This is a genomic window from Ramlibacter humi, from assembly GCF_004681975.1.
Classification (GTDB): Bacteria; Pseudomonadota; Gammaproteobacteria; order Burkholderiales; family Burkholderiaceae_C; genus Ramlibacter; species Ramlibacter humi.
Genome location: NZ_SMLK01000007.1, coordinates 126820 through 146530, shown reverse-complemented (window position 1 = coordinate 146530; position 19711 = coordinate 126820). Strand labels below are relative to the sequence as shown.

At 69.6% G+C, this 19711-nt stretch carries 24 protein-coding genes; 10 read left to right on the top strand and 14 right to left on the bottom strand.

Annotated elements, in window-relative coordinates:
* Positions 1-14: 14 nt before the first annotated feature.
* Positions 15-830, bottom strand: a complete 816-nt coding sequence (locus tag EZ216_RS18395; protein ID WP_135251248.1) for an IclR family transcriptional regulator — start codon at positions 828-830, stop codon at positions 15-17.
* A gap of 81 nt (positions 831-911) precedes the next feature.
* Between EZ216_RS18395 and EZ216_RS18390 the strand changes: the two genes are divergently transcribed.
* From EZ216_RS18390 to arsC, 7 genes are read left to right on the top strand one after another with little or no spacing between them, the layout of a single operon-like run.
* Complete coding sequence (locus tag EZ216_RS18390; RefSeq protein WP_439126744.1) at positions 912-1922, top strand: TRAP transporter substrate-binding protein; 1011 nt, start codon at positions 912-914, stop codon at positions 1920-1922.
* A gap of 15 nt (positions 1923-1937) precedes the next feature.
* Positions 1938-2372 (top strand): type II 3-dehydroquinate dehydratase, encoded by a 435-nt coding sequence (locus EZ216_RS18385; RefSeq protein WP_135251247.1) that lies wholly within the window; start codon positions 1938-1940, stop codon positions 2370-2372.
* Between the two features lie 28 nt (positions 2373-2400).
* Positions 2401-2958 (top strand): TRAP transporter small permease, encoded by a 558-nt coding sequence (locus EZ216_RS18380; RefSeq protein WP_135251246.1) that lies wholly within the window; start codon positions 2401-2403, stop codon positions 2956-2958.
* On the top strand, positions 2955-4235 hold the full coding sequence (locus EZ216_RS18375) for a TRAP transporter large permease subunit (protein ID WP_135251245.1): 1281 nt from the start codon (positions 2955-2957) through the stop codon (positions 4233-4235). The genes EZ216_RS18380 and EZ216_RS18375 overlap by 4 nt, the downstream gene beginning before the upstream one ends.
* Positions 4235-5071 carry a shikimate dehydrogenase family protein gene (locus tag EZ216_RS18370; RefSeq protein ID WP_135251244.1) on the top strand — a complete coding sequence of 279 codons (837 nt, stop codon included), beginning with the start codon at positions 4235-4237 and terminating at the stop codon, positions 5069-5071. The genes EZ216_RS18375 and EZ216_RS18370 overlap by 1 nt, the downstream gene beginning before the upstream one ends.
* A 2-nt stretch (positions 5072-5073) precedes the next feature.
* Positions 5074-5727 (top strand): DUF4286 family protein, encoded by a 654-nt coding sequence (locus tag EZ216_RS18365; protein WP_135251243.1) that lies wholly within the window; start codon positions 5074-5076, stop codon positions 5725-5727.
* Positions 5728-5739: 12 nt separating this feature from the next.
* Positions 5740-6177, top strand: coding sequence for an arsenate reductase (glutaredoxin) (arsC, locus tag EZ216_RS18360; protein ID WP_135251242.1), 438 nt, complete (start codon positions 5740-5742; stop codon positions 6175-6177).
* Here arsC and EZ216_RS18355 read toward each other — a convergent pair.
* Complete coding sequence (locus EZ216_RS18355) at positions 6174-6572, bottom strand: TraR/DksA family transcriptional regulator (RefSeq protein ID WP_167772956.1); 399 nt, start codon at positions 6570-6572, stop codon at positions 6174-6176. The two genes, arsC and EZ216_RS18355, sit on opposite strands and share 4 nt — an antisense overlap.
* A gap of 246 nt (positions 6573-6818) precedes the next feature.
* Here EZ216_RS18355 and EZ216_RS18350 point away from each other — a divergent pair, with 246 nt between their 5' ends.
* Entirely contained in the window at positions 6819-7052 is a 234-nt protein-coding gene (locus EZ216_RS18350; protein WP_135251240.1) for a stress-induced protein, read from the top strand.
* Between the two features lie 66 nt (positions 7053-7118).
* Here EZ216_RS18350 and EZ216_RS18345 read toward each other — a convergent pair whose 3' ends face one another.
* The 6 genes from EZ216_RS18345 to EZ216_RS18320 all read right to left on the bottom strand — a co-directional run bounded on the left by EZ216_RS18345 (position 7119) and on the right by EZ216_RS18320 (position 11201).
* Positions 7119-7604 carry a hypothetical protein gene (locus EZ216_RS18345; RefSeq protein ID WP_135251239.1) on the bottom strand — a complete coding sequence of 162 codons (486 nt, stop codon included), beginning with the start codon at positions 7602-7604 and terminating at the stop codon, positions 7119-7121.
* A 1-nt stretch (position 7605) separates the two neighbouring features.
* The gene (ku, locus tag EZ216_RS18340; protein ID WP_135251238.1) at positions 7606-8568 is read right to left on the bottom strand and encodes a non-homologous end joining protein Ku; all 963 of its coding nucleotides are present in this window, start codon (positions 8566-8568) and stop codon (positions 7606-7608) included.
* Positions 8569-8668: 100 nt separating this feature from the next.
* Positions 8669-8971, bottom strand: coding sequence for a hypothetical protein (locus EZ216_RS18335; protein ID WP_135251237.1), 303 nt, complete (start codon positions 8969-8971; stop codon positions 8669-8671).
* A gap of 117 nt (positions 8972-9088) precedes the next feature.
* On the bottom strand, positions 9089-9322 hold the full coding sequence (locus tag EZ216_RS18330; RefSeq protein WP_135251236.1) for a KGG domain-containing protein: 234 nt from the start codon (positions 9320-9322) through the stop codon (positions 9089-9091).
* A 99-nt stretch (positions 9323-9421) separates the two neighbouring features.
* Positions 9422-10807 carry a sigma-54-dependent transcriptional regulator gene (locus tag EZ216_RS18325; protein ID WP_135251235.1) on the bottom strand — a complete coding sequence of 462 codons (1386 nt, stop codon included), beginning with the start codon at positions 10805-10807 and terminating at the stop codon, positions 9422-9424.
* Between the two features lie 97 nt (positions 10808-10904).
* Positions 10905-11201 carry a hypothetical protein gene (locus EZ216_RS18320; protein WP_135251234.1) on the bottom strand — a complete coding sequence of 99 codons (297 nt, stop codon included), beginning with the start codon at positions 11199-11201 and terminating at the stop codon, positions 10905-10907.
* Positions 11202-11491: 290 nt separating this feature from the next.
* On the opposite strand from EZ216_RS18320, the gene rpoN reads away from it, so the two are divergent.
* Together rpoN and EZ216_RS18310 are read left to right on the top strand one after the other, a co-directional pair.
* Positions 11492-12868, top strand: a complete 1377-nt coding sequence (rpoN, locus tag EZ216_RS18315; RefSeq protein ID WP_135251233.1) for an RNA polymerase factor sigma-54 — start codon at positions 11492-11494, stop codon at positions 12866-12868.
* A gap of 32 nt (positions 12869-12900) precedes the next feature.
* Positions 12901-14439 (top strand): sensor histidine kinase, encoded by a 1539-nt coding sequence (locus EZ216_RS18310; RefSeq protein ID WP_135251232.1) that lies wholly within the window; start codon positions 12901-12903, stop codon positions 14437-14439.
* 74 nt (positions 14440-14513) lie between these two features.
* Here the strand turns inward: EZ216_RS18310 and EZ216_RS18305 are convergent, their stop codons facing one another.
* The 6 genes from EZ216_RS18305 to EZ216_RS18280 form a co-directional block, all read right to left on the bottom strand.
* Positions 14514-15128: a response regulator transcription factor gene (locus tag EZ216_RS18305; protein ID WP_135251231.1), complete on the bottom strand. Its 615-nt coding sequence runs from the start codon at positions 15126-15128 to the stop codon at positions 14514-14516.
* 35 nt (positions 15129-15163) lie between these two features.
* A complete protein-coding gene (locus EZ216_RS18300) occupies positions 15164-16453 on the bottom strand; it encodes a tryptophan--tRNA ligase (RefSeq protein ID WP_135251230.1) in 1290 nt (429 codons plus the stop codon).
* A 20-nt stretch (positions 16454-16473) separates the two neighbouring features.
* A complete protein-coding gene (locus tag EZ216_RS18295) occupies positions 16474-17136 on the bottom strand; it encodes a site-2 protease family protein (RefSeq protein ID WP_135251229.1) in 663 nt (220 codons plus the stop codon).
* 154 nt (positions 17137-17290) lie between these two features.
* Positions 17291-17926 carry an L-threonylcarbamoyladenylate synthase gene (locus EZ216_RS18290; protein ID WP_135251228.1) on the bottom strand — a complete coding sequence of 212 codons (636 nt, stop codon included), beginning with the start codon at positions 17924-17926 and terminating at the stop codon, positions 17291-17293.
* A 1-nt stretch (position 17927) separates the two neighbouring features.
* Positions 17928-18845 (bottom strand): DMT family transporter, encoded by a 918-nt coding sequence (locus tag EZ216_RS18285; protein WP_135251227.1) that lies wholly within the window; start codon positions 18843-18845, stop codon positions 17928-17930.
* Entirely contained in the window at positions 18842-19684 is an 843-nt protein-coding gene (locus tag EZ216_RS18280) for a 3',5'-nucleoside bisphosphate phosphatase (RefSeq protein ID WP_439126743.1), read from the bottom strand. The genes EZ216_RS18285 and EZ216_RS18280 overlap by 4 nt, the downstream gene beginning before the upstream one ends.
* Positions 19685-19711 lie beyond the last annotated feature (27 nt).

Below are 19711 nucleotides of genomic sequence, written 5' to 3'. Positions count from 1 at the left end.
AAGGGAGTCCGCCTTCAGCGAGCCATGCGGGCCCGCTGCGTGAACAAAGGCGACGTACTGCTCGCCATCGCCAGCTCCGAAGCCGCCGACAGCAGCGCCGGGCCCAGGTCCTGCATGCGCTGGACGGTCAGGCGTTGGAGCGGGCCCGCGATGGTGATCACGCCGATGGCTTCCTGGCCGCGGCGCAGGACCGGCGCCGCCATCGCGGTCATGCCGGGCGAATACTGCTCGGCGATCATCGAGAAGCCGCGCCGGCGGTCTTCCTCCAGCAGCTTCGTCAGCGCCTTGAACGTGGTTGGCGCCTGCGGGCCGAATTCCCTGGGCGCGCCGAACCCCTGAAGCGCGACCAGCTCGGTCGCGCGCTCCTCCGACAACGTCATCAGCCACGCATGCCCGCCCGCGCTGCACGACAGCCGCACGTCGATGCCCATGTCCGGGTCGTAGCGCAGGCCGTAGCGCGCGCCCTGCGCTTTCGCCACGAACGTCAGGCGGTCGCCGTCGACGATGGCCAGGCGAACCAGCTCGCCGGACGTTTCCGCCAGCCGGTCGATGATCGGCTGCGCGATGTCCACGATGCCCGCGGAGCCGAGAAAGGCCAGCCCGATCGCGGGCAGCTTGGTGGTGAGCGCGTAGTCGCCCTGCGCGCGCAGCTGCCGCACGTAGCCGCAGCGCACCAGTTCGTTCAGCAGCCGGTGCGCGGCGCTGCGCGGCAGCGCCAGTTCGTCGGCGACGGCCACCAGCGGCAACCCCTCGGGCTGCGCGGCCAGCGTCTCCAGGATGCGCAGGGCGCGGTCGACGGTGCCCGTCGTGACGGCGGTCGAGTTTGTCATGTGAAACAGGTTTCCAGTCTGGAACGATGTTCTGGTGATGTGCCTATCCTGCCGCACTTTCCATCGAATCAGGAGACAAGCTTGAAACCGATCACCCGCCGCGGGCTTGCGGCCTTCGCTTTCCTGGTGGCCGCGACCGGCGCCGGCGCCCAGGACATCCAGGAGCGCACGATCAAGTTCGGGCACCTCAACAACCCGGACCACCCCACCAGCCTGGGCGTGCGGAAGTTCGCCGAGATCGTGGCCGCGAAAACCGGCGGCAAGATCAAGGTGCAGGAATTCCCGTCGTCCCAGCTGGGCAACGAACTGCAGCAGCAGTCGGCGCTGCAGGGCGGGGTGCAGGAGATGCTGGTCGCCTCCACGACGTCGCTGAACGGCATCGTGAAGGAATTCGGCCTGCTGGATTTCCCGTTCCTGTTCGCCAACGCCCGCCAGGCCGATGCGATGGTCGACGGTCCCCTGGGCAAGGCCCTCGCCGCCAGGCTGCCCGAGAAGGGCGTGGTCGTGCTGGGCTTCTTCGACCTGGGCTTCCGCAACGTGACCAACAGCAAGCGGCCGATCACCAAGGGCTCCGACCTCGAAGGCCTGAAGCTGCGCGTGATCCCGAACCCGGTGTTCCTGGAGACGTTCAAGACCTTCCACGCGAACCCGCTGCCGATGCCGTTCGCCGAGCTCTATGGCGCCCTCGAGAGCAAGGCGGTGGACGGCGAGGAGAACCCGTTCGCGGTCATCGCATCGAGCAAGTTCTACGAAGTGCAGAAGTACGTGAGCGGCACCAACCACGTCTACGCGACCAACCCGGTGCAGATCAGCAAGAAGTTCTGGGACCGGCTGTCGCCGGTGGAGCAGAAGATCCTGCAGGAAGCCGCGATCGAGGCGCAGAACTGGCAGCGCACGGTCAGCCGCGAGGTGTCCAGCAAGGCGCTGGGCGAGCTGCAGGCCAAGGGCATGGTCTACAACGAAGTGCCGCCCGCGGAACTGGCGAAGATGCGCGCCGCGGTGAAGCCGGTGTACGACAAGTTCTCGGCGGCCTACGACCCGGCCATCGTCAATCTCTTCAGGTCCGAGCTCGACCGCGTCTCCAAGCTCTGACGGCCGGCGATGCCATTGAAGATCCTCGTTCTCCACGGCCCGAACCTGAACCTGTTCGGGCGCCGCGAACCGCACATCTACGGCAGCACCACGCTGGCGCAGATCGACGCCATGCTCGCCGCCCTGGCGCGCGAGCTGGACGTCGAGCTGGCCACCGTGCAGTCCAACCACGAGGGCGCGCTGGTGGATTTCCTGCACCAGCACATCGACTCGGCGCAAGGCGCGCTGGTCAACCCCGCGGGGCTGACGCAGCACGGCGTGCCGCTGCACGACGCGATCAAGGCGATGCCTTTCCCGGTGCTGGAGGTGCACATGTCCAACCTCGCGACGCGCGAGGCGTGGCGCACCCACTCGATCATCTCGCCAGCGGTCCGCGGCACGATCCAGGGGCTGGGGCCGCAGTCGTACCTGCTCGGGCTGCGGGGGGTGGCCGCGCTCGCGCGCGCCTGAAAACGAGATACGACCGAGGAGGCAAAGCGTGCTTGATCGCTGGCTGGACCGGCTGGACCGGCTCTTTTCGTTCCTCATGGTGGCCTGCCTCGCCCTGATGGTGGTGATGGTGTTCGGCAACGTCGTCCTGCGCTACGGCTTCAACTCCGGCATCACGGCGTCGGAGGAGTTGTCGCGCTGGCTGTTCGTCTGGATGACGTTCCTGGGCGCGGTGGTGGCCATGCGGTCGCACGCGCACCTCGGCACCGACTCGCTGGTGTCGCGCCTGCCGCTGGCCGGCAAGAAGGCCTGCTTCGTGGCCTCCCACCTGCTGATGCTCGCCATCTGCGCGCTGATGGCGCGCGGCGCGTGGCAGCAGACCGTCATCAACGCCGGCAGCACCAGCGCCGTGATGGAGGTGTCCATGGCGTGGTTCTACGTGAGCGGGCTGATGTTCGCGGTCCTGGCCGGCCTTGTCGCGGTGCACGAACTGGTGAAGCTGTTCGCGGGCCGCCTCGACGAGGCGCGGCTGGTGGCGGTGAGCGAGTCGGACGACCCGCCGCACGCCGGCACGCAAGCGGCCGGCACCCTGAAAGCGCGCCCATGACGATCACCATCTTCCTGGGCGCGCTGCTCGGCGCCATGGCGCTGGGCGTGCCCATCGCGTTCTCGCTGCTGGTGTGCGGGGCGGCGCTGATGTGGCACATGGACATGTTCGACCCGCAGATCCTGGCGCAGAACACCATCGAAGGCGCGAACAGCTTCCCGCTGCTGGCCGTGCCCTTCTTCATGCTGGCCGGCGAGATCATGAACGCGGGCGGCCTGTCGCGCCGCATCGTCAACTTCGCGATGACGCTGGTGGGCCACGTGCGCGGCGGCCTGGGCTACGTGGCGATCATGGCCGCCATCATCATGGCCGCCCTGTCCGGTTCCGCCGTGGCGGACGCCGCGGCACTCGCCGCGCTGCTGCTGCCCATGATGAACCGCGCCGGCTACGACACGCCGCGCGCGGCGGGCCTGCTGTCGGCGGCCAGCATCATCGCGCCCATCATTCCCCCCAGCATCGGCTTCGTGGTGTTCGGCGTCGCGGCCAACGTCTCCATCTCTCGCCTGTTCATGGCCGGCATCGTGCCCGGCCTGATGCTGGGCGCCGCGCTGTGGGTCACCTGGTGGTGGCTGGTGCGCAAGGAAGACATCCGGGCGTCGCCGCGCGCCCCGGCGGCCGAAGTCCTGAAGTCGCTGCGCGAAGCCACGTTCGCGCTGGGCATGCCGGTCATCGTGGTGGTGGGGCTGAAGCTGGGCGTGTTCACGCCCACCGAAGCGGCCGTGGTCGCCGCGGTTTACGCGCTGTTCGTGTCGACGGCCATCTATCGCGAGCTGAAGCTGAACCAGCTGTACGGCCTGTTCCTGTCGGCGGCGCAGACCACGGCAGTCATCATGTTCCTGGTCGCGGCGGCAATGGTCTCGGCCTGGATGATCACCGTGGCCAGCCTGCCGGCGGAACTGGTGGCGATGCTCCATCCGCTGCTGGACCGGCCCGTCCTGCTGATGTTCATGATCATGGTCGTGACGATGCTGGTGGGCACGGCGATGGACATGACGCCCACCATCCTGATCCTCACGCCCGTGTTCATGCCGCTGGTGAAGGCGGCCGGCATCGACCCGGTCTACTTCGGCGTGCTGTTCATCATCAACAACGCCATCGGACTGATCACCCCGCCGGTGGGCACGGTGCTCAGCACGGTGGCCGGTGTCGGCAAGGTGAGCATGGACGCGGTCACCAAGGGCGTTTGGCCGTTCATGGTGGCGCAGTTCGCCGTGATGTTCCTGATGGTGTTCTTCCCGCAGCTGGTCACCGTGCCGGCGAGATGGTTCTACGGCTGATGCACATCGACGGTCTCACGCAGCTGATCGCCCACCTGGGGCACCCGACGCACTCGTTCAAGGCGCCGATGATCTACAACCCGTACTTCGAGTCGGTGGGGGTCAACGCGGTGGTGGTGCCGATGGATTGCCGGGCGGAAGATTTCCCGCAGGTGCTGCGCAGCGTGTTCGCGCTGGACAACGTTCGCGGCGCCCTCATCACCATGCCGCTCAAGGTCAGTGTCGTGCCGCTGCTGGACGAAGTGACGCCGACGGTGAAGGTCGCGGGCGCGTGCAATGCGGTCAGGCGCGGCGCGTCGGGCCGCCTGGCCGGCGACATGTTCGACGGCGAAGGTTTCGTGCGCGGGCTGCGCGGCAAGGACTTCCGCGTCGAAGGCGCGCAGGCGCTGGTCGTGGGTTGCGGCGGCGTGGGCAGCGCCATCGCGGCTTCGCTGGCCGCTGCGGGAGTGGGCTCCCTGGCACTGTTCGACGTCGATGCTGCCGCGATGGACCGATTGGCGGCTCGGCTGCGCGAGCACTACCCCGCGCTTCGCGTGACGACGGGCGACCGCGACCCCGCCGGCCGCGACCTCGCCGTCAACGCCAGCCCGCTCGGCATGGAACCCGGCGATCCGCTGCCGATGGACGCCTCGCGGCTGGAAGCGCGCACCTTCGTCGGCGAGGTCGTGATGAAGACGGAGACCACACCCCTCCTCGCGGCGGCGCAGGCGCGCGGCTGTCGCGTGCAGGTGGGCACCGACATGCTGTTCGAAATGATTCCGGCGTACCTGGAATTCTTCGGCTTCCCCACCACCGATGCGCAAACGCTGCGGTCCGTGGCGCGCGTGAGGTACTGACGATGGCGTTGCTGGGCACCGCGGCGCTGGCGATGTGGTGGGACATCGCGCCCGAATGGCGCGAAGAGTTCGAGCACTGGCACACGCACGAGCATTTCCCGGAGAGGCTGGGCATCCCCGGCTTCCTGCGCGCCTCGCGGTTCGCGCAAGCCGATGGCGGCGAAGGCTTCTTCATCCTGTACGAACTGGCCTCGCACGACGTGCTGGGCTCGCCCGCGTACGCGGCGCGGCTGAACGCGCCGACGCCGTGGTCGAAGAAGCTGATGCCGCACCACCGCAACATGGTGCGCACGCAGTGCCGCGTGCTGGGAAGCGCAGGCGGTATCGCGGCCCGGCACGTGCTGACCTTCCGTCTTGCGCAGGCGCAGGACGACGTGCTGGCGGCGCTGTCCGGGCAGCTGCGCGGCCTGGCGCAAAAGCCCGGCCTGGCCGGCGTGCACGTGCTCAAGCACCAGCCGCCGGCGCTGGCGCCCACCACCGAGCAGAAGATCCGCGGGCTGGCGGACGGCGCCGCCGCCGCGGCGGTCGTCATTGCGGGCCACGACCGCGACGCGCTGCAGACCGCCGAGACGGTATTGCTCAACGCGTTGCCCGCCGGCGTGCAGCGCGGGGCCTATTCGCTGTCACTGTCGATGGCGGCCGGCGATCCGGCATGATGCGCGGCCACCATGGCCGACATCACCATCTTCCACAACCCCGCGTGCGGCACGTCGCGCAACACGCTGGGCCTCATCCGCAACAGCGGCGCCGAGCCGCGTGTCGTCGAGTACCTGAAGACGCCGCCGTCGCGCGATGAACTCTCGGCGCTGATCGCCGATGCCGGGCTGACGGTGCGCGACGCCCTGCGCCGCAAGGGCACGCCCTACGACGAACTGGGCCTGGACGACCCGAAGTGGACCGACGGCCAACTGCTGGATTTCATGCTGGCGCATCCCATCCTGATCAACCGGCCGTTCGTGCGCACGCCGCTGGGCGTTCGCCTGTGCCGGCCTTCGTCGGAGGCGGTGCTGGACATCCTGCCGGACCCGCAGAAGGGCGAGTTCCGCAAGGAAGACGGTGAACTGGTGGTCGACGCGGCGGGCCGCCGCGTCAAGCCCGCGGGCTAAACCTGCGCCGGCGCGCCGTTCGGGTGCGCCTTCTCCCAGGCTTCCTCGTCGCGCAGGCAGAAGCGCGCTTCGGGCCGGGCCTGCAGGCGCTGGAAGCCGATCGGCTCGCCGCACTGCTCGCACCAGCCGTATTCGCCCTGGTGCATGCGGTCGCGCGCGCGGCGCACCTCCAGCAGTTCGTCCTCGCGCCGCCGCAGCTGCGCCAGGTCCAGGCTGGCCATCATGCGGGCGTCGCCGTCCTCCACCGGATCGCGCACGTCGGTACCGCCGTCCGAGGCAGGCTCGGTCACGGCGTCGCGCGAGGCGCGGATCGCTTCCTCCAGTTCCTGTTCGCGGCGGTCCAGGCGGGCCTTCAGGTCCTTCAGTTGCGCCGCATCGAGTGCCTTGGCTTGCATGCGGTCCATTCTGGGCGGTGCACCCCTTGCGCGGCGTCGGCGCCCAGGCCTGTTACGTGCGCTTGCTCACGGCCTGGCGGGCGGGAAACCCTGAGCCGATGCACACGAAGGATTTAACGCTGCCGGTGGTACGGCCCTGTCCGACCTGTTCTGGGCGGCTGCCGACGGACATGCGAGGCGCTGTCCTACACAGAGCCGGCTGAGCTTGCCCAAGGATGGGCATCTTCTCAACCAGGAGCCCACCAGATGACGACGCCCTCGGACACCACCCCCCGCAAGCGCGGTTTCGCCCTGCTCGACGCAGAGAAGATGAAACAGGTAGCGGCCCTCGGCGGCCGCACCGCTCACGCTGCCGGCCGTGCCCACCAGTTCTCCCGCGAGGAGGCCCGCGCGGCCGCCCGCCGCAGCGTGGAAGTGCGCACCCGCCGCGCCGCCGAGCAGCGTGCCGGCTCTTCCACCTCGGAAAGCCCCAGCGCCTGATGTCCCGCCCGGGCGCTGACCCGCCCGCCGCGAACGTGAGAGCCCCGCACTGCGGGGCTTTTGCTTTCAGACGGGGTAAACCGATTCCGGCTCCGCGTCCATCAGCGGCTCGCCCGCGCGCTGGCGCAGGCGTTCGGCCAGCGCGTGCACGGCTTCGCGGTGCTCGCTCCACAGCAGCATGAACTGGGCGTCGTGGTCCGATTCCAGCCAGGCTTCCGGGTCGCGCGTGCGCAGCAGCTGCTGGCGCCACAGGAAGTCCAGCAACCGCGCGTGCAGCGCCAGCAGGGCGGCCATCGCGGGCGCGAACTCGGGAAAGGCCGCCTGCTGGCAGCGCCGCACCTGCGCCAGCGGCGAGCGGTCGCCGCCGAACGCCGTGCCGCGGCGCTGCGCGGCCAGCCATTCGGAATAGCCTGCCAGCGCGTCCAAGGCCTCCTCGGCTTGCGCGCGGCGGAACTCGCGCAGCTTCAGCCAGCGCGTGATGAAGCCGCTGGCGATGGCGATCACCGCCAGCGCCGTGGCGATCCAGAGCGCGTGGTACAGCGGCAGCGTCATCTCAGGCGGCTTTGCGGGTGCGGCCTTTGGCCGCGGTCTTGCCGGGGGCGCTCTTGCGAGCGGTGCTTTTCGCGGCGGTCTTGTGCGCGGCGGCCTTCTTCGCCGCGGGCGCTTCCGCGGCATTGCCGCCGCCGCGCAGGCTGCGCTTGAGCAGCTCGGTCAGGTCGATCACATCGGCGCCGCCTTCGGGCGCCTTCTCCACCGCCTCGACGTGCTCGGTCTCGCCGGACTTCGCGCGCTCGTGCACCAGCTTCATGATCTCGTCCTTGAACGAGTCGCGGAAGTCGTCGGCGCTCCAGTGGGCCGACATGCCGTCGATCAGCTGCCTGGCCATCTTCATCTCGGCGTCCTTCACGCCGGCGGCCTTGGCCGTGGCCGGCGGCAGCTTCAGGTCTTCCCACGAGCGGATCTCGCCGCCCCAGCGCAGCAGGTTCAGCACCAGCGCCGGCCCGCAGGGGATGACCACGGCCAGGTGCTGCCTGGTCTGGATCACCACCTTGGCGATGCCCACCTTGCCGGTGTCCTTCAGCGCCTCGCGCAGCAGCGCGTAGACCTTGTCGCCCTTGTTCACCGGCGCGACGTAGTAGGGCCGCTCCAGGTAGACGAAGGGCACCTCGTCGGCGTCGACGAAGGCTTCGATCTCGATGGTCTGCGTGGTGCGCGGGTAGGCTTCCTGGATTTCCTCGGGTGACAGCACGACGTAGTCGCCGCCTTCCACCTTCACGCCCTTGACGATGTCGTCCTTGTCGACTTCCTTGCCGGTCTTCTTGTTGACGCGCTTGTAGCCCACCGGGTCCATGGTGCGCTTGTCCAGCCAGTCGAAGTCGACGCCGCCGGTGGCGGTGGCCGAGTACAGGCCGATGGGGATGTGCACCAGCCCGAAGGTGATCGCGCCTTTCCACAAGGCGCGGGTGGACGTGGGCGCCATGCCCTTCGAATCAGTCGGCTTGGGGGACGCAGCCATAGGTCGGCCGAGTGTGGCGGCGCGAGTGAGCAGCGTTTGTCGGCACGCGGCTTTGCGCGGCGTAGGCACGTGCGTACAGGCCCGGCCGTGGGCGGCGCACTCAGCGCAAGCCGAGCGTTCGCTGCACGCGCGCGAAAAACGTCCCGGGTCCGCGGCCTTGCAGGGAGTCGGCGCGCCGATGCCAGCGCGTGCCCAGCCGGGCGAACCGCTGCCGGCAGTCCTGCGAGAAGCATTCCTGCTCGCCCAGCGTGTCGAAGTTGCGCGCGATGCGGCGCGCCATCAGGCAGCGGTGCGCCGGCGCCTGCGTCTGCATGAAGGCGGCCATCAGCGACAGCGTGGCCAGCCACAGGGCGCGGCTGGCTTCGTGCAGCGAGGGCAGGGCGGCGGCGGGTGAGGTCTGCATGGCGGAAGCGGTGTCTTGCTTCCGGCATGCTCGCCACGCCCCGCGCGGCTTCCTGTCAGCGCGCGGTGCCGTCCGCGCGCCGCGCGCTCCTACGCGGGCAGGCGCCCGCCGACAGCTTCAGCGCGCCGCGCCGTTCGCGCTGCGCATCGCGTGCCGCTTCTTGCCGGCCGCGCGCGCTTCCTCGGTGGTGAATTCGTGCGCGTGGCCGCTCTGGTGGGCGGCGCGCCCGCCAAGGCTGGCGATCTCGCGCTGGCGTTGCGGGTCCATGGCGGCGAAGCCGCGCAGGCTGCGCTTGCTGCCGGCACCGGCGGTGCCGTCCTGGCGCTGGGGAGAGGTGTCCTGGGTTGCCATAAGTCCTTCCTTTCGGTGCTGAGTGGGATCAGGACTCATGCTTGGCAACGGGCGTGCCCGGCCGCATCGGGCGCGCGGGCATTGCACCCGCGCCGGCGCTCAGACGCCGTATTCCTTCAGGCGGTTGTAGAGCGTCTTGAGGCTGACGCCCAGCGCGGCGGCGGTGCGCTCCTTGTGGTGGCCGTAGTGGTTGAGCGTGGCCAGGATCACCTGCTTCTCGATGTCGGCCAGGGGCGACCCCAGGATGACCTGGATGACGGGCGCGCCGGGCTCCCCGGCCGCGGCCGGCGCAACGGCCGGCGTGCCCGGTGTGTCGGCGCACGCGGCAGCCGGCTCGCGCGGCAGCCACTGCTCGGTGATCTCGGGGCCGGTGGCCATCACGTAGGCGCGCTGCAGCACGTTGCGCAGCTCGCGCACGTTGCCGGGCCAGCGGTGCAAGGCCAGCCGGGCCATCGCCTCGGGCGTGGCGCGCTTGATGACGCCCTCGCGCTTGCCAATCTCCTGCAGAAAGTACCGCACCAGCAGCGGCAGGTCTTCCAGCCGCTCGCGCAGCGGCGGCAGGTCGAGCGGAAACACGTTCAGGCGGTAGAGCAGGTCCTCGCGCAGCTTGCCTTGCGCGGCCGCCTGCGCGGGATCGCGGTTGGATGCCGCGATGACGCGCACGTCCGTCTCCTGCGGCGTGGTGGAACCGACGCGCATGAAGGTGCCCGTTTCCAGGACGCGCAGCAGCTTGACCTGCAGCTCCATGGGCATCTCGGTGATCTCGTCCAGGAACAGCGTGCCGCCGTGCGCGCGCTCGAAGAAGCCCTGGTGCTGCCGCTCGGCGCCGGTGAAGCTGCCCTTCTCGTGGCCGAAGATCTCGCTTTCGATCAGGTTGGGCGAGATGGCGCCGCAGTTGACGGCCAGGAAAGGCTTGGCGCGCCGCCGGCTCAGGTCGTGCACGGTGCGCGCGACCAGTTCCTTGCCGGTGCCGCTCTCGCCCGTGACGAACACGGTGACCGAGGTGCCCGCCACGCGCGCGATCTGCTCGTACACCTGCGCCATGGGCGCGGAGGTGCCCACCAGGTGGCCGAAGCGGCCGTTGCGCTGCAGCTCCTCCTGCAGCGAGCGCACTTCGTCCTTCAGCACCGAAGGCTTCATCACCCGCGAGAGGATGCTGTGCAGCTGCCGCGCGCTGACCGGCTTGATGAGGTAGTCGGCGGCGCCGTAGCGAAGCGCCTGGATGGACGTCTCCAGGCTCGCGTGCCCGGTCATGAGCACCACTTCCGAATTGCCGATGAGGTCGGTCTCGTCCAGCAAGGCCATGCCGTTGCCATCGGGCAGGCGCAGGTCCAGCAGCACCACGTCGGGAGGCTGCATTGCCATCTGCTTGCGCGCTTCGCCCAAAGACTGCGCCGTGGCCGCCGAGAAGCCCTCGTTGGCCACCAGCTGCGCCATCATGCGCGCGGCGTCGGCGTCGTCCTCGACGATCAGTGCATGGCCCATCGAACTCCCTGTGGTCCTTGCGGCGGTTGCCCGTGAAATGCCCAGCTGATTATTCGCCAGCGCGGGTCAACCGTGGTGTAAAGATCGGCGCCATCCGCTACGGCCGCGCTCGCAGGCGCTCACGGTCGAGCTGCGGCAGCCACTCGTTCAGGCGGGCCGTGAGGATGCGCGCCTGCCGCGCGATGACTTCGCGCGCCTCGCCCGCCGCGGCGCTGCCGGGCGGCATGGCTTCCAGCACGTCGGCCGCGACGCTGAGGGTGCCCAGGCGATTGCGCAGGTCGTGGTCCAGGCGGGCGAGCAGCTCGTCGCGGTCGCGCAGCGCCAGTTCGAGCCGGCGGCAGCGGCCGTCCAGGTCGCCCTGTTCCACGCTCTCGAACGTGCTGGTCTCGTTCATCGCTTCCTTCCGGACAAGCTGACAGCCTAGCGCTACTTGCGCCTGCTCCGCGTTTTATTTGTCGCCGCGCGCAACCTGCGGCAAGACCGACAGGGCTGCCCATCAATTTACCGACTGCCGCGCAACATTTGCAGCAGGAGCGACAGGCCTTGCGTGTGCGGCCTAACCCAGCGCCGCGCAGGAGAAGGCCGCAGGTGTCCGCGGCATGCGGCCGTGGCGCTTTGCCACGGTTGGGTTGCGGCGGCACAGGCCTTGCGTCCGGCCCGCGGCAACACGTTCAAGGAAGTCCCATGCAAAGCCTGAGCCTGCAGCTTGGAACGGCGCTGCAGCCCACCCTCTCGCCGCGATTGCAGCGGGCGGTGCGGTTGTTGCAGATGTCGTCGCTCGATTTTTCGCAGACCGTGCGCGACGCGCTCGACACCAACCCGTTCCTCGAAACCGACGAAAGCACCCCGCCGGCGGACCTGCCGGTGGCCGAAGCCGACGGCGCGGCGGAAGCGCCGCTGGCCGAAGCGCAGGGCTGGGGGGCCGAGCCCCTGGCCCGCGCGCGCGTGGCCGACAGCGACGGGGTGTTCGACACGCTGACCGCGCAGCCCACGCTGGCCGAGCACCTGGTGGGCCAGCTGCAGCTGCTGCCGCTGACGCACCGCGACGCGGTGCTGGCCGCCACGGTGGCGGAATCGCTGGACGAGGACGGCTACCTGCGCACGCCGCTGCGCGAGCTGGTGCCGCTGCTCGCGCTGGACCCGCCCGCCGAGCCCGACGAATGGCTGATCGCGCTGCGCCACGTGCAGGCGCTGGAGCCGGCCGGGGTCGGCGCGCGCGACGTGGTGGAGTGCCTGCGGCTGCAGCTGTCCTCCATCCCTTGCGAGCACAAGCGCGCGCTGGCCGCGCGCATCCTGCGCGACTGCGTGCAGTGCCTGGCCAGCCATGACGGCCAGGCGGTGGCGCGCCGGCTGGGCATCACGCCCGAGGAGGCGGAAGCCGCCTGCGCCGCGATCCGCCGGCTGGACCCGCGGCCCGGCTGGCGCTTCGGCTCGCCTTCCATCCAGTACGTGACGCCCGACGTCATCGTGAAGAAAGTGCGCGGGCAGTGGACCGCGATGCTGAACGAGGCGGTGGTGCCCAGGGTGCGCCTGAACCGCAGCTACGCCGAGATGTTCCGCCGCCACCGCGGCGCCGAGCACGCGGAGCTGGGCGCCCACCTGCAGGAAGCGCGCTGGACCGTGCGCAACGTGGAGCAGCGCTTTTCCACCATCCTCTCGGTGGCGCAGGCCATCCTCAAGCGGCAGCACCGCTTCCTGGCCTACGGCGCGATGGCGATGAAGCCGCTGGCGCTGCGCGAGATCGCGCAGGAGGTGGGCGTGCACGAGTCCACCGTCTCGCGCGTCACCAACAACAAGTTCATGGCCACGCCGGTCGGCGTGTTCGAGCTGAAGTACTTCTTCTCGCGCGGGCTCGCGACGGCCAGCGGCGGCGAGTGTTCGCCGACGGCGATCCGCGGCCTGATCCAGGAAATGATCGCGGCCGAGGACAACGCGCGCCCCATGTCGGACGTGGACCTCGCCCGGCAGCTGTCGGTGCAGGGCCTGAAAGTGGCGCGGCGCACGGTCACCAAGTACCGGCAGCTGCTGAAGATCGAGCCGGCGGAGCGGCGCCGCCGCTAGGAGCGGGGTCCTCAGGGCGCGACAATGGCGCGGTGAAACCCGACACCACGCCGCCCAACGCCACGCCCGCCGAGTCGCAGTGGGTGGACGGCGAGCTGGTGCGCAGCCTGATGCGCACCCAGCGCACCACCCAGCCGCTCGGGCTGGCGCTGATCCCCATCTTCCTCGCGGTGCTGTGGAACGACGCGTCGCGCGCGGCGCTGCTGCTCTGGGCCGCGGCGACGGTGGCGGCCGCCGGGCTGCGGCTGTGGGTGGTGCGGCGCTACGAGCGGAATGTGATCCATGCCGGTCCGGAGAGCCAGCTCGCCTTCCTGCGCGAGTGGGGCCTGGCATGGCCCGCGTCCGCCGCGCTGTGGGGCCTGACCACGGCGCTCTTCTTCCTGCGCGCGCCGCTGGCCGACCAGTTCGTCTGCTGGCTGGTGCTGGCCGGACTGGCGATGTTCTCGATCAACACGCTGTCTAGCCACCTGCCGACGATGCGGCGGTACCTGGATGCCCTGGCCGTCACGTCGGTGGCCGTGATGCTGTGGCGCATCCTCGATCCATTGCCGCCCGTGGCTTACGAATGGTGGATGGTGCTGCTGCTGGTGGTGTTCTGGCAGGTGCTGCGGCAGGCCGGGCTGCGCCTGCACACCACGCACCGCCGCAACTTCGAGCTGCAGTACCGCAACAACCAGCTCATCGACTCGCTGACGCGCCAGACGCAGGCCGCGCTGGACGCGGTGGAGATCAAGAACCGCTTCCTCGCCAGCGCGGCGCACGACATCCGCCAGCCGGTGCATGCGCTGGGGCTTTACGCGGACTGGCTGGGCAGCGAACCGGAACTGGTGCACGACATCGCGCCCAAGATCGTGGAATCGACCAAGGCGGTGAACGCGCTGTTCGACTCGTTGTTCGACCTGGTGCGGCTGGACTCCGGCAAGATCAAGCTGAACATCGAGGAACTGCGGCTGGACAAGCTGCTGCACGACCTGGAACTGCAGTACCGGCCTTTGGCCGAAGCCAAGGGCCTGCAGCTGCGCGTGCACGCGGTGCCGGGCACCGTGGTGTCCGATCCCATCCTGCTGCAGCGCATCGTGGGCAACCTGATCTCCAACGCGGTGAAGTACACGCGCAAGGGCGGCGTGCTGGTGGCCGCGCGCATGACGCGGCGCGGGCCGCGCATCGAGATCTGGGACACCGGCGTGGGCATCGCGCCGGCGCACCAGCGCGAGATCTTCCGCGAGTTCTTCAAGGTGCCCGGCCACTCGGGCACGGAAGACGGCTTCGGCCTGGGCCTGTACATCGTGGCGCGCCTGTCGCACATCCTGGGCCACCCGCTGCACCTGTCGTCGCGGCCCGGGCGTGGGTCGGTGTTCCGCCTGCACGTGAATCCCACGGACGCGAACCTGGCCGCTTCACGCGCGGCGGCGGCGATCGACTTGCGGGCCAATCAGCCGGCGAGGGTGGATGCGGTGGCGGCGGAGCCGGTCGACCCCGCATCGCGTCATTCCCGCGAAGGCGGCAATCCATGGCGTCCGCTTTCGCGGCCCGCTTTGGAAAGCCATGGATCCCCGCCTGCGCGGGGATGACGCCAGAAAGATCGCGGGGCGGCCAGGGAACCCGTCATTCCCGCGAAGGCGGGAATCCACGCCTTCGCGCGGGTTCAGTTACTCAGCAACCCGTGAGTGCGGGCGTAGTGGATCGTCTGCGTCCGGCTCTTCACGCCCAGCCGGCGGAACAGGCGCCACAGGTGCACCTTCACCGTGTGCTCGCTGATGCCCAGCTCGTCGGCGATCTCGCGGTTGGACAGGCCGCGGTCCAGCATCACGATCAGCTGCTTCTGGCGCTTGGACAGCTTGTTGTCCGTGGGCGCGAGCTCCTCGAAGCTGCCGTCGGTGTTCAGCAGCGCGCGCAGCGCGTTGCCGATCTCCTGGGCGCCCGAGGACTTCTCGATGTAGATGTCGGCGCCGGCCTCGATGCACGCTTCCTCGGCGTCGGCCGCGGGCGATGCGGACAGCACGGCCAGCGGCGCTTCGGGGAAGCGGTTCTTCATCTCGTGCACGCCGGACGTGCCGGTGGTGTCCGGCAGCTTCAGGTCCAGGCAGACCAGGTCGGGAAAGCCGTGCTGCTTGACGGCGGACTCCATGCCGCCGATGCGGTCCAGCTCGATGACGTGGGCGCCGGGGCGCAGGCGCCGCAGCAGCATCACCACCGCTTCGCGCATGAGCGGGTGGTCGTCGATCACGTAAAGGGTCGCGGGGTTCGGATTGGGTTTCATCGGGAACTCGAGGATACCGGCATTGCCGGGCCCGCCTAGGCTGCCGTCAGCTTCGTGAGAGCCGCGGCGGCCTGCGATTCGGTAGCGCCGGACGCCAGCTCGGCCGTGCCGGCCGCGGCCGCCCAGCCTTCCTGCTTCAGCCGGGCAACCGCCTTGCCCGCGTCCTGCGGCGAGTCGAAGCCGCGGCTTTGCAGCAGCAGCGCGCCGTCGGCGTCGACGAACTTGAAGTAGTGCTTGCCGTCGGCTTCGCGGTACTGCTTGAACGAGGGCAGCGCGGCCTTCGCCTTCGCCTTGCCCGCGGCCTGCGGCTGGTCGGCGAGGTTGCGCAGCCCCACCGCGTGCCGCAGCTTCGCGATGAAGGGCGTGGCGATGCCGCGCGCCTTGTCGGCGCCGCGGCGCAGGATCTTCTCCAGCTCCTGCGGGTTGTTCACCAGCGACTCGTAGCGCTCGCGCATCGGGCCGATCTCGCGGTCGATGCGGTCGAACAGCACCTGCTTGGCGTCGGCCCACGAGATGCCTTCGGCGTACGCCTTGCGCAGCGCGGCGGTCTCGGCTTCGTCGGCGAAGGCCTGGTAGATCTGGAACAGCGCGGAGCCTTCGGTGTCCTTGGGCTCGCCGGGCGCGCGCGAGTCGGTGACGATGGAGAAGATCTGCTTGCGCACCTGCTCGCGCGGGCCGAACAGCGCGATGGTGTTGTCGTAGCTCTTGCTCATCTTGCGGCCGTCCAGGCCGGGCAGGGTGGCCACCGACTCGTCGACTTCGGCCTCGGGCAGCGTGAAGTGCTCGCCGTACAGGTGGTTGAAGCTGGACGCCATGTCGCGCGCCATCTCCAGGTGCTGCACCTGGTCGCGGCCCACCGGCACCTTGTGCGCGTTGAACAGCACGATGTCGGCGGCCATCAGCACCGGGTACATGAACAGGCCCGCGGTGACGTCGTTGTCCTGGTCCACGCCGGCGGCGGCGTTCTTGTCCACCTGCGCCTTGTACGCGTGGGCGCGATTGAGCAGGCCCTTGCCCGTCACGCACGTGAGCAGCCAGGTGAGCTCGGGGATCTCGGGGATGTCCGACTGCCGGTAGAAGAACACGTGCTCCGGGTCCAGGCCCGCGGCCAGCCAGCAGGCGGCGATCTCCAGCGTGCTGCGCTGCACGCGCGCGGGCTCGTCGATCTTGATCAGCGCGTGGTAGTCGGCCAGGAAGTAGAAGTTCCGCGTGCCGGGACGGCGGCTGGCCTGCACGGCGGGCCGGATGGCGCCGACGTAGTTGCCCAGGTGCGGCGTGCCGCTGGTGGTGATGCCGGTGAGGTAGCGGACGACGGGCGCGTTCATTGGCGGGAGGTTTGGTTCGATCAGGAAAGCAGCGCCGTGAGCGGCGTGAGCAGCAGGTCCAGCACCTGGTAGCCGAAGCCGATGAGCGGACGCAGCCACAGGTTGCCCACGATGCCGGCGATGACCAGGCCCATGACGATGAAGAAGCCGTAAGGCTCGATGCGGCTGAACGTCCAGGCCGCGCGCGGTGGCAGCAGGCCCGTGAGCACGCGCCCGCCGTCCAGCGGCGGCAGCGGGAACAGGTTGAAGGCCCACATCACCAGGTTGACCAGGATGCCGGCCTTGGCCATCTCGAGGAAGAAGCGCTCCTGCACGCCGCTGCCCACCAGCACGGTGAACGCCACGGCCCACAGGAAAGCCTGGATGAAGTTGGAAGCCGGTCCGGCCAGCGCCACCCACACCATGTCCCGCTTGGGTTTGCGCAGCCGGCCGAAGTTCACCGGCACGGGCTTGGCGTACCCGAAGAGGAAGGCGCCGTTGGTGGCGAAGTACAGCAGCAACGGCATGACGATGGTGCCGATCGGATCGATGTGCTTGATCGGGTTGAGCGTCACCCGGCCCAGCATGTAGGCCGTGTTGTCGCCCAGGTACCGCGCGACGTAGCCGTGGGCCGCTTCGTGGATGGTGATGGCGAAGAGGACCGGCAGCGCGTAGATGAGGACCGTCTGGATCAGGTTTTCCATGAGCTTCGGGATTGTCTCAGACCCGTGAATGCGGGGTCCGCAGCGCAGAGAACGCAGAGATGCGCCGAGGACGCAGAGAAATCAATGGTTGATGCAGTCCTTCTCCGCGATTTCTGCGGATCTCTGCGCTCTCTGCGTTGCGGACCCCGTATTCCTAGAGTCCCAGCTTGGCAGGCTCACCCCGTCCCAGCCGGACGATCTCCGCGTCGCCGCCGGTGCCCATCGGCGTGAGGTCGACCACCGTCGTGGGCTCGTGCGGGCAGGGGCCGGCGTCGATGACGCCCGCCAGCTGGTGCTGCCAGCGCTGGCGGATTTCCTGCGCGTCGTTGGTGGGCTCGGTCTCGTGCGGCGGGATCAGCGTGGTGGCCAGCAGCGGCTCGCCGTGCAGTTCCAGCAACTGCTGCAGCACGTGGTGGTCGGGCACGCGCAGGCCGATGGTCTTGCGCGAAGGGTGGCTGACGCGGCGCGGCACTTCGCGCGTGGCTTCCAGGATGAAGGTGTACGGCCCGGGCGTGGCGCCCTTGAGCAGGCGGTACTGGCGGTTGTCGACGCGCGCGTAGTTCGACAGCTCGCTCAGGTCGCGGCAAAGCAGGGTGAGGTGGTGCCGCTCGTCCACGCCGCGCACCTGGCGCAGGTGGTCCACCGCGGCCTTGTCGTCCAGGTGGCAGGCGAGGGCGTAGCTGGAGTCGGTGGGCACGGCCAGCAGCCCGCCTTGCTGCAGCAGGGCCACGGCCTGCTTCAGCAGGCGCAGCTGGGGGTTGTCGGGGTGGAGTTCGAAATACTGGGCCATGTCAGTTCACCTCGGCGGCACGGGGCACGGCGCGTGCCTCCTGCACGGTCAGCCACGCGCCGCCCGCGCCGCACATGGCGATCAGCACCATGCCCATCAGCGACCAGCCGTCGGGCACGTGCTCGAACACCAGCCAGCCGCCGATCATGGCGAAGGCGATCTGCGCGTAAAGGTAGGGCGTGAGCGTGGCGGCTGGCGCGTTGCGGTAGGCCAGGATCAGCAGGAAGTGGCCGACGGTGGCCGCGGCGCCCATCAGGCCCATCGCGGCCCACCACCATGGGCTGAAGTCCGGCGTCCAGACGAAAGGCACGGCCAGCGATGCGAGCGCGGTGCCCACCCAGCCCGTGTACAGGTGCATGGTCACCGGGTCTTCGGTGCGCGCCATGCGGCTGGTGAGCACCTGGAACCAGGCGTTGCTGGCCACCAGCCCCAGCGGCAGCAGCATGGCCCAGGTGAAAGTCTCGCCACCCGGGCGGATGATGACCATGGTGCCCGCGAAGCCGCCGGCCACCAGGGTCCAGCGCATGGGCGAGACGTGTTCCTTCAGCACCGTGGCCGCGAGCAGCGTCACGGCCAGCGGCGCCATCATCACGATGGCCGTGAACTCGCCGACGGGCATGTAGCGCAGGCTGAGGAAGGCCAGCAGGCTGGTGGTGAGCAGCAGCAGGCCGCGCAGCAGCTGGAAGGCGAGATGGCGGGTGCGCAGCACGGCCACGCCGCGCCAGGGCAGCACGATGGCCGTGGTGGCGACGGCCTGGAACGCGTAGCGGAACCACAGCGCCATCAGCAGCGGAACGGCCGCGCTGACGGCCTTGGTGGTGGTGTCCAGCGTGGAGAAGCAGGCGCCGGCGCCCAGCACCAGCGCGATGCCGGCGAGTTCGCGGCGGGCGTCGTGCGGCCGCGGCGGCGCGGCGGTCACCGGATGCGGTCCGCCAGCAGCTCCCACACGGGCGTCAGGCCCTCGGGCAGCGGCGGCAGCTTGCCGAGGTCGGTGTGGCTTTCGTCCGGGCTGTGGAAGTCGCTGCCGCGCGAGGCGGCCAGGCCGAATTCCTTCGCCGTCCCGGCGTAGCGCGTGGCTTCGGCCGCGGTGTGGCTGCCGGTGACCACTTCCACCCCGCGCCCGCCATGGGCCTTGAACTCGGAGAAGAGCGCGTACTCCTCGTTGGCGGTGAACTTGTAGCGCGCGGGGTGCGCGATGACGGCGATGCCGCCGCCCAGCGTGATCCACTGCACCGCGTCCTTCAGCGACGCCCAGCGGTGCGGCACGTAACCGGGCTTGCCTTCGGTGAGGTACTTGCGGAACACCTCGGGCGTGTCCTTGCACGCGCCCACTTCCACCAGGAAGCGCGCGAAGTGCGTGCGCGAGATCAGCTCGGGGTTGCCCACGTACTTCAGCGCGCCTTCGTAGGCACCCGGGATGCCGACCTGCGCCAGCTGCGCGGCCATTTCCCGCGCCCGCGCCTCACGCCCGCCGCGCGTGGCCGTCAGGCCTTCGAGCATGCGCGTGTCGCCGGCGTCGAAGCCCAGGCCGACGATGTGCACCGTCTCACCGGCGAAAGTGACCGAAATCTCGGTGCCGGTGAGGTATTTCATGCCGTTGGCGCGCGCCGCGGCGGCGGCACGGTGCTGGCCGCCGATCTCGTCGTGGTCGGTCAGCGCCCACAGCTCCACCCCGTTGCCCGCGGCGCGCTCGGCCAGTTCCTCCGGCGTGAGCGTGCCGTCGGAGACGACCGAGTGACAGTGGAGGTCGGCGTTCATCACAGCCGTGATTTTCGCTCAGGTGGG

Coding starts and splice junctions, on each gene's coding strand:
- EZ216_RS18305 (WP_135251231.1), bottom strand. CDS start 15,128: ATGAAACCCAATCCGAACCCCGCGACCCTTTACGTGATCGACGACCAC.
- EZ216_RS18345 (WP_135251239.1), bottom strand. CDS start 7,604: ATGACGCTGCCGCTGTACCACGCGCTCTGGATCGCCACGGCGCTGGCG.
- EZ216_RS18290 (WP_135251228.1), bottom strand. CDS start 17,926: ATGGCCCAGTATTTCGAACTCCACCCCGACAACCCCCAGCTGCGCCTG.
- EZ216_RS18355 (WP_167772956.1), bottom strand. CDS start 6,572: ATGCAAGCCAAGGCACTCGATGCGGCGCAACTGAAGGACCTGAAGGCC.
- EZ216_RS18280 (WP_439126743.1), bottom strand. CDS start 19,684: ATGAACGCCGACCTCCACTGTCACTCGGTCGTCTCCGACGGCACGCTC.
- EZ216_RS18325 (WP_135251235.1), bottom strand. CDS start 10,807: ATGGGCCATGCACTGATCGTCGAGGACGACGCCGACGCCGCGCGCATG.
- EZ216_RS18330 (WP_135251236.1), bottom strand. CDS start 9,322: ATGGCAACCCAGGACACCTCTCCCCAGCGCCAGGACGGCACCGCCGGT.
- arsC (WP_135251242.1), top strand. CDS start 5,740: ATGGCCGACATCACCATCTTCCACAACCCCGCGTGCGGCACGTCGCGC.
- EZ216_RS18320 (WP_135251234.1), bottom strand. CDS start 11,201: ATGAACGAGACCAGCACGTTCGAGAGCGTGGAACAGGGCGACCTGGAC.
- EZ216_RS18395 (WP_135251248.1), bottom strand. CDS start 830: ATGACAAACTCGACCGCCGTCACGACGGGCACCGTCGACCGCGCCCTG.
- EZ216_RS18350 (WP_135251240.1), top strand. CDS start 6,819: ATGACGACGCCCTCGGACACCACCCCCCGCAAGCGCGGTTTCGCCCTG.
- EZ216_RS18370 (WP_135251244.1), top strand. CDS start 4,235: ATGCACATCGACGGTCTCACGCAGCTGATCGCCCACCTGGGGCACCCG.
- rpoN (WP_135251233.1), top strand. CDS start 11,492: ATGCAAAGCCTGAGCCTGCAGCTTGGAACGGCGCTGCAGCCCACCCTC.
- ku (WP_135251238.1), bottom strand. CDS start 8,568: ATGGCTGCGTCCCCCAAGCCGACTGATTCGAAGGGCATGGCGCCCACG.
- EZ216_RS18365 (WP_135251243.1), top strand. CDS start 5,074: ATGGCGTTGCTGGGCACCGCGGCGCTGGCGATGTGGTGGGACATCGCG.
- EZ216_RS18375 (WP_135251245.1), top strand. CDS start 2,955: ATGACGATCACCATCTTCCTGGGCGCGCTGCTCGGCGCCATGGCGCTG.
- EZ216_RS18335 (WP_135251237.1), bottom strand. CDS start 8,971: ATGCAGACCTCACCCGCCGCCGCCCTGCCCTCGCTGCACGAAGCCAGC.
- EZ216_RS18295 (WP_135251229.1), bottom strand. CDS start 17,136: ATGGAAAACCTGATCCAGACGGTCCTCATCTACGCGCTGCCGGTCCTC.
- EZ216_RS18300 (WP_135251230.1), bottom strand. CDS start 16,453: ATGAACGCGCCCGTCGTCCGCTACCTCACCGGCATCACCACCAGCGGC.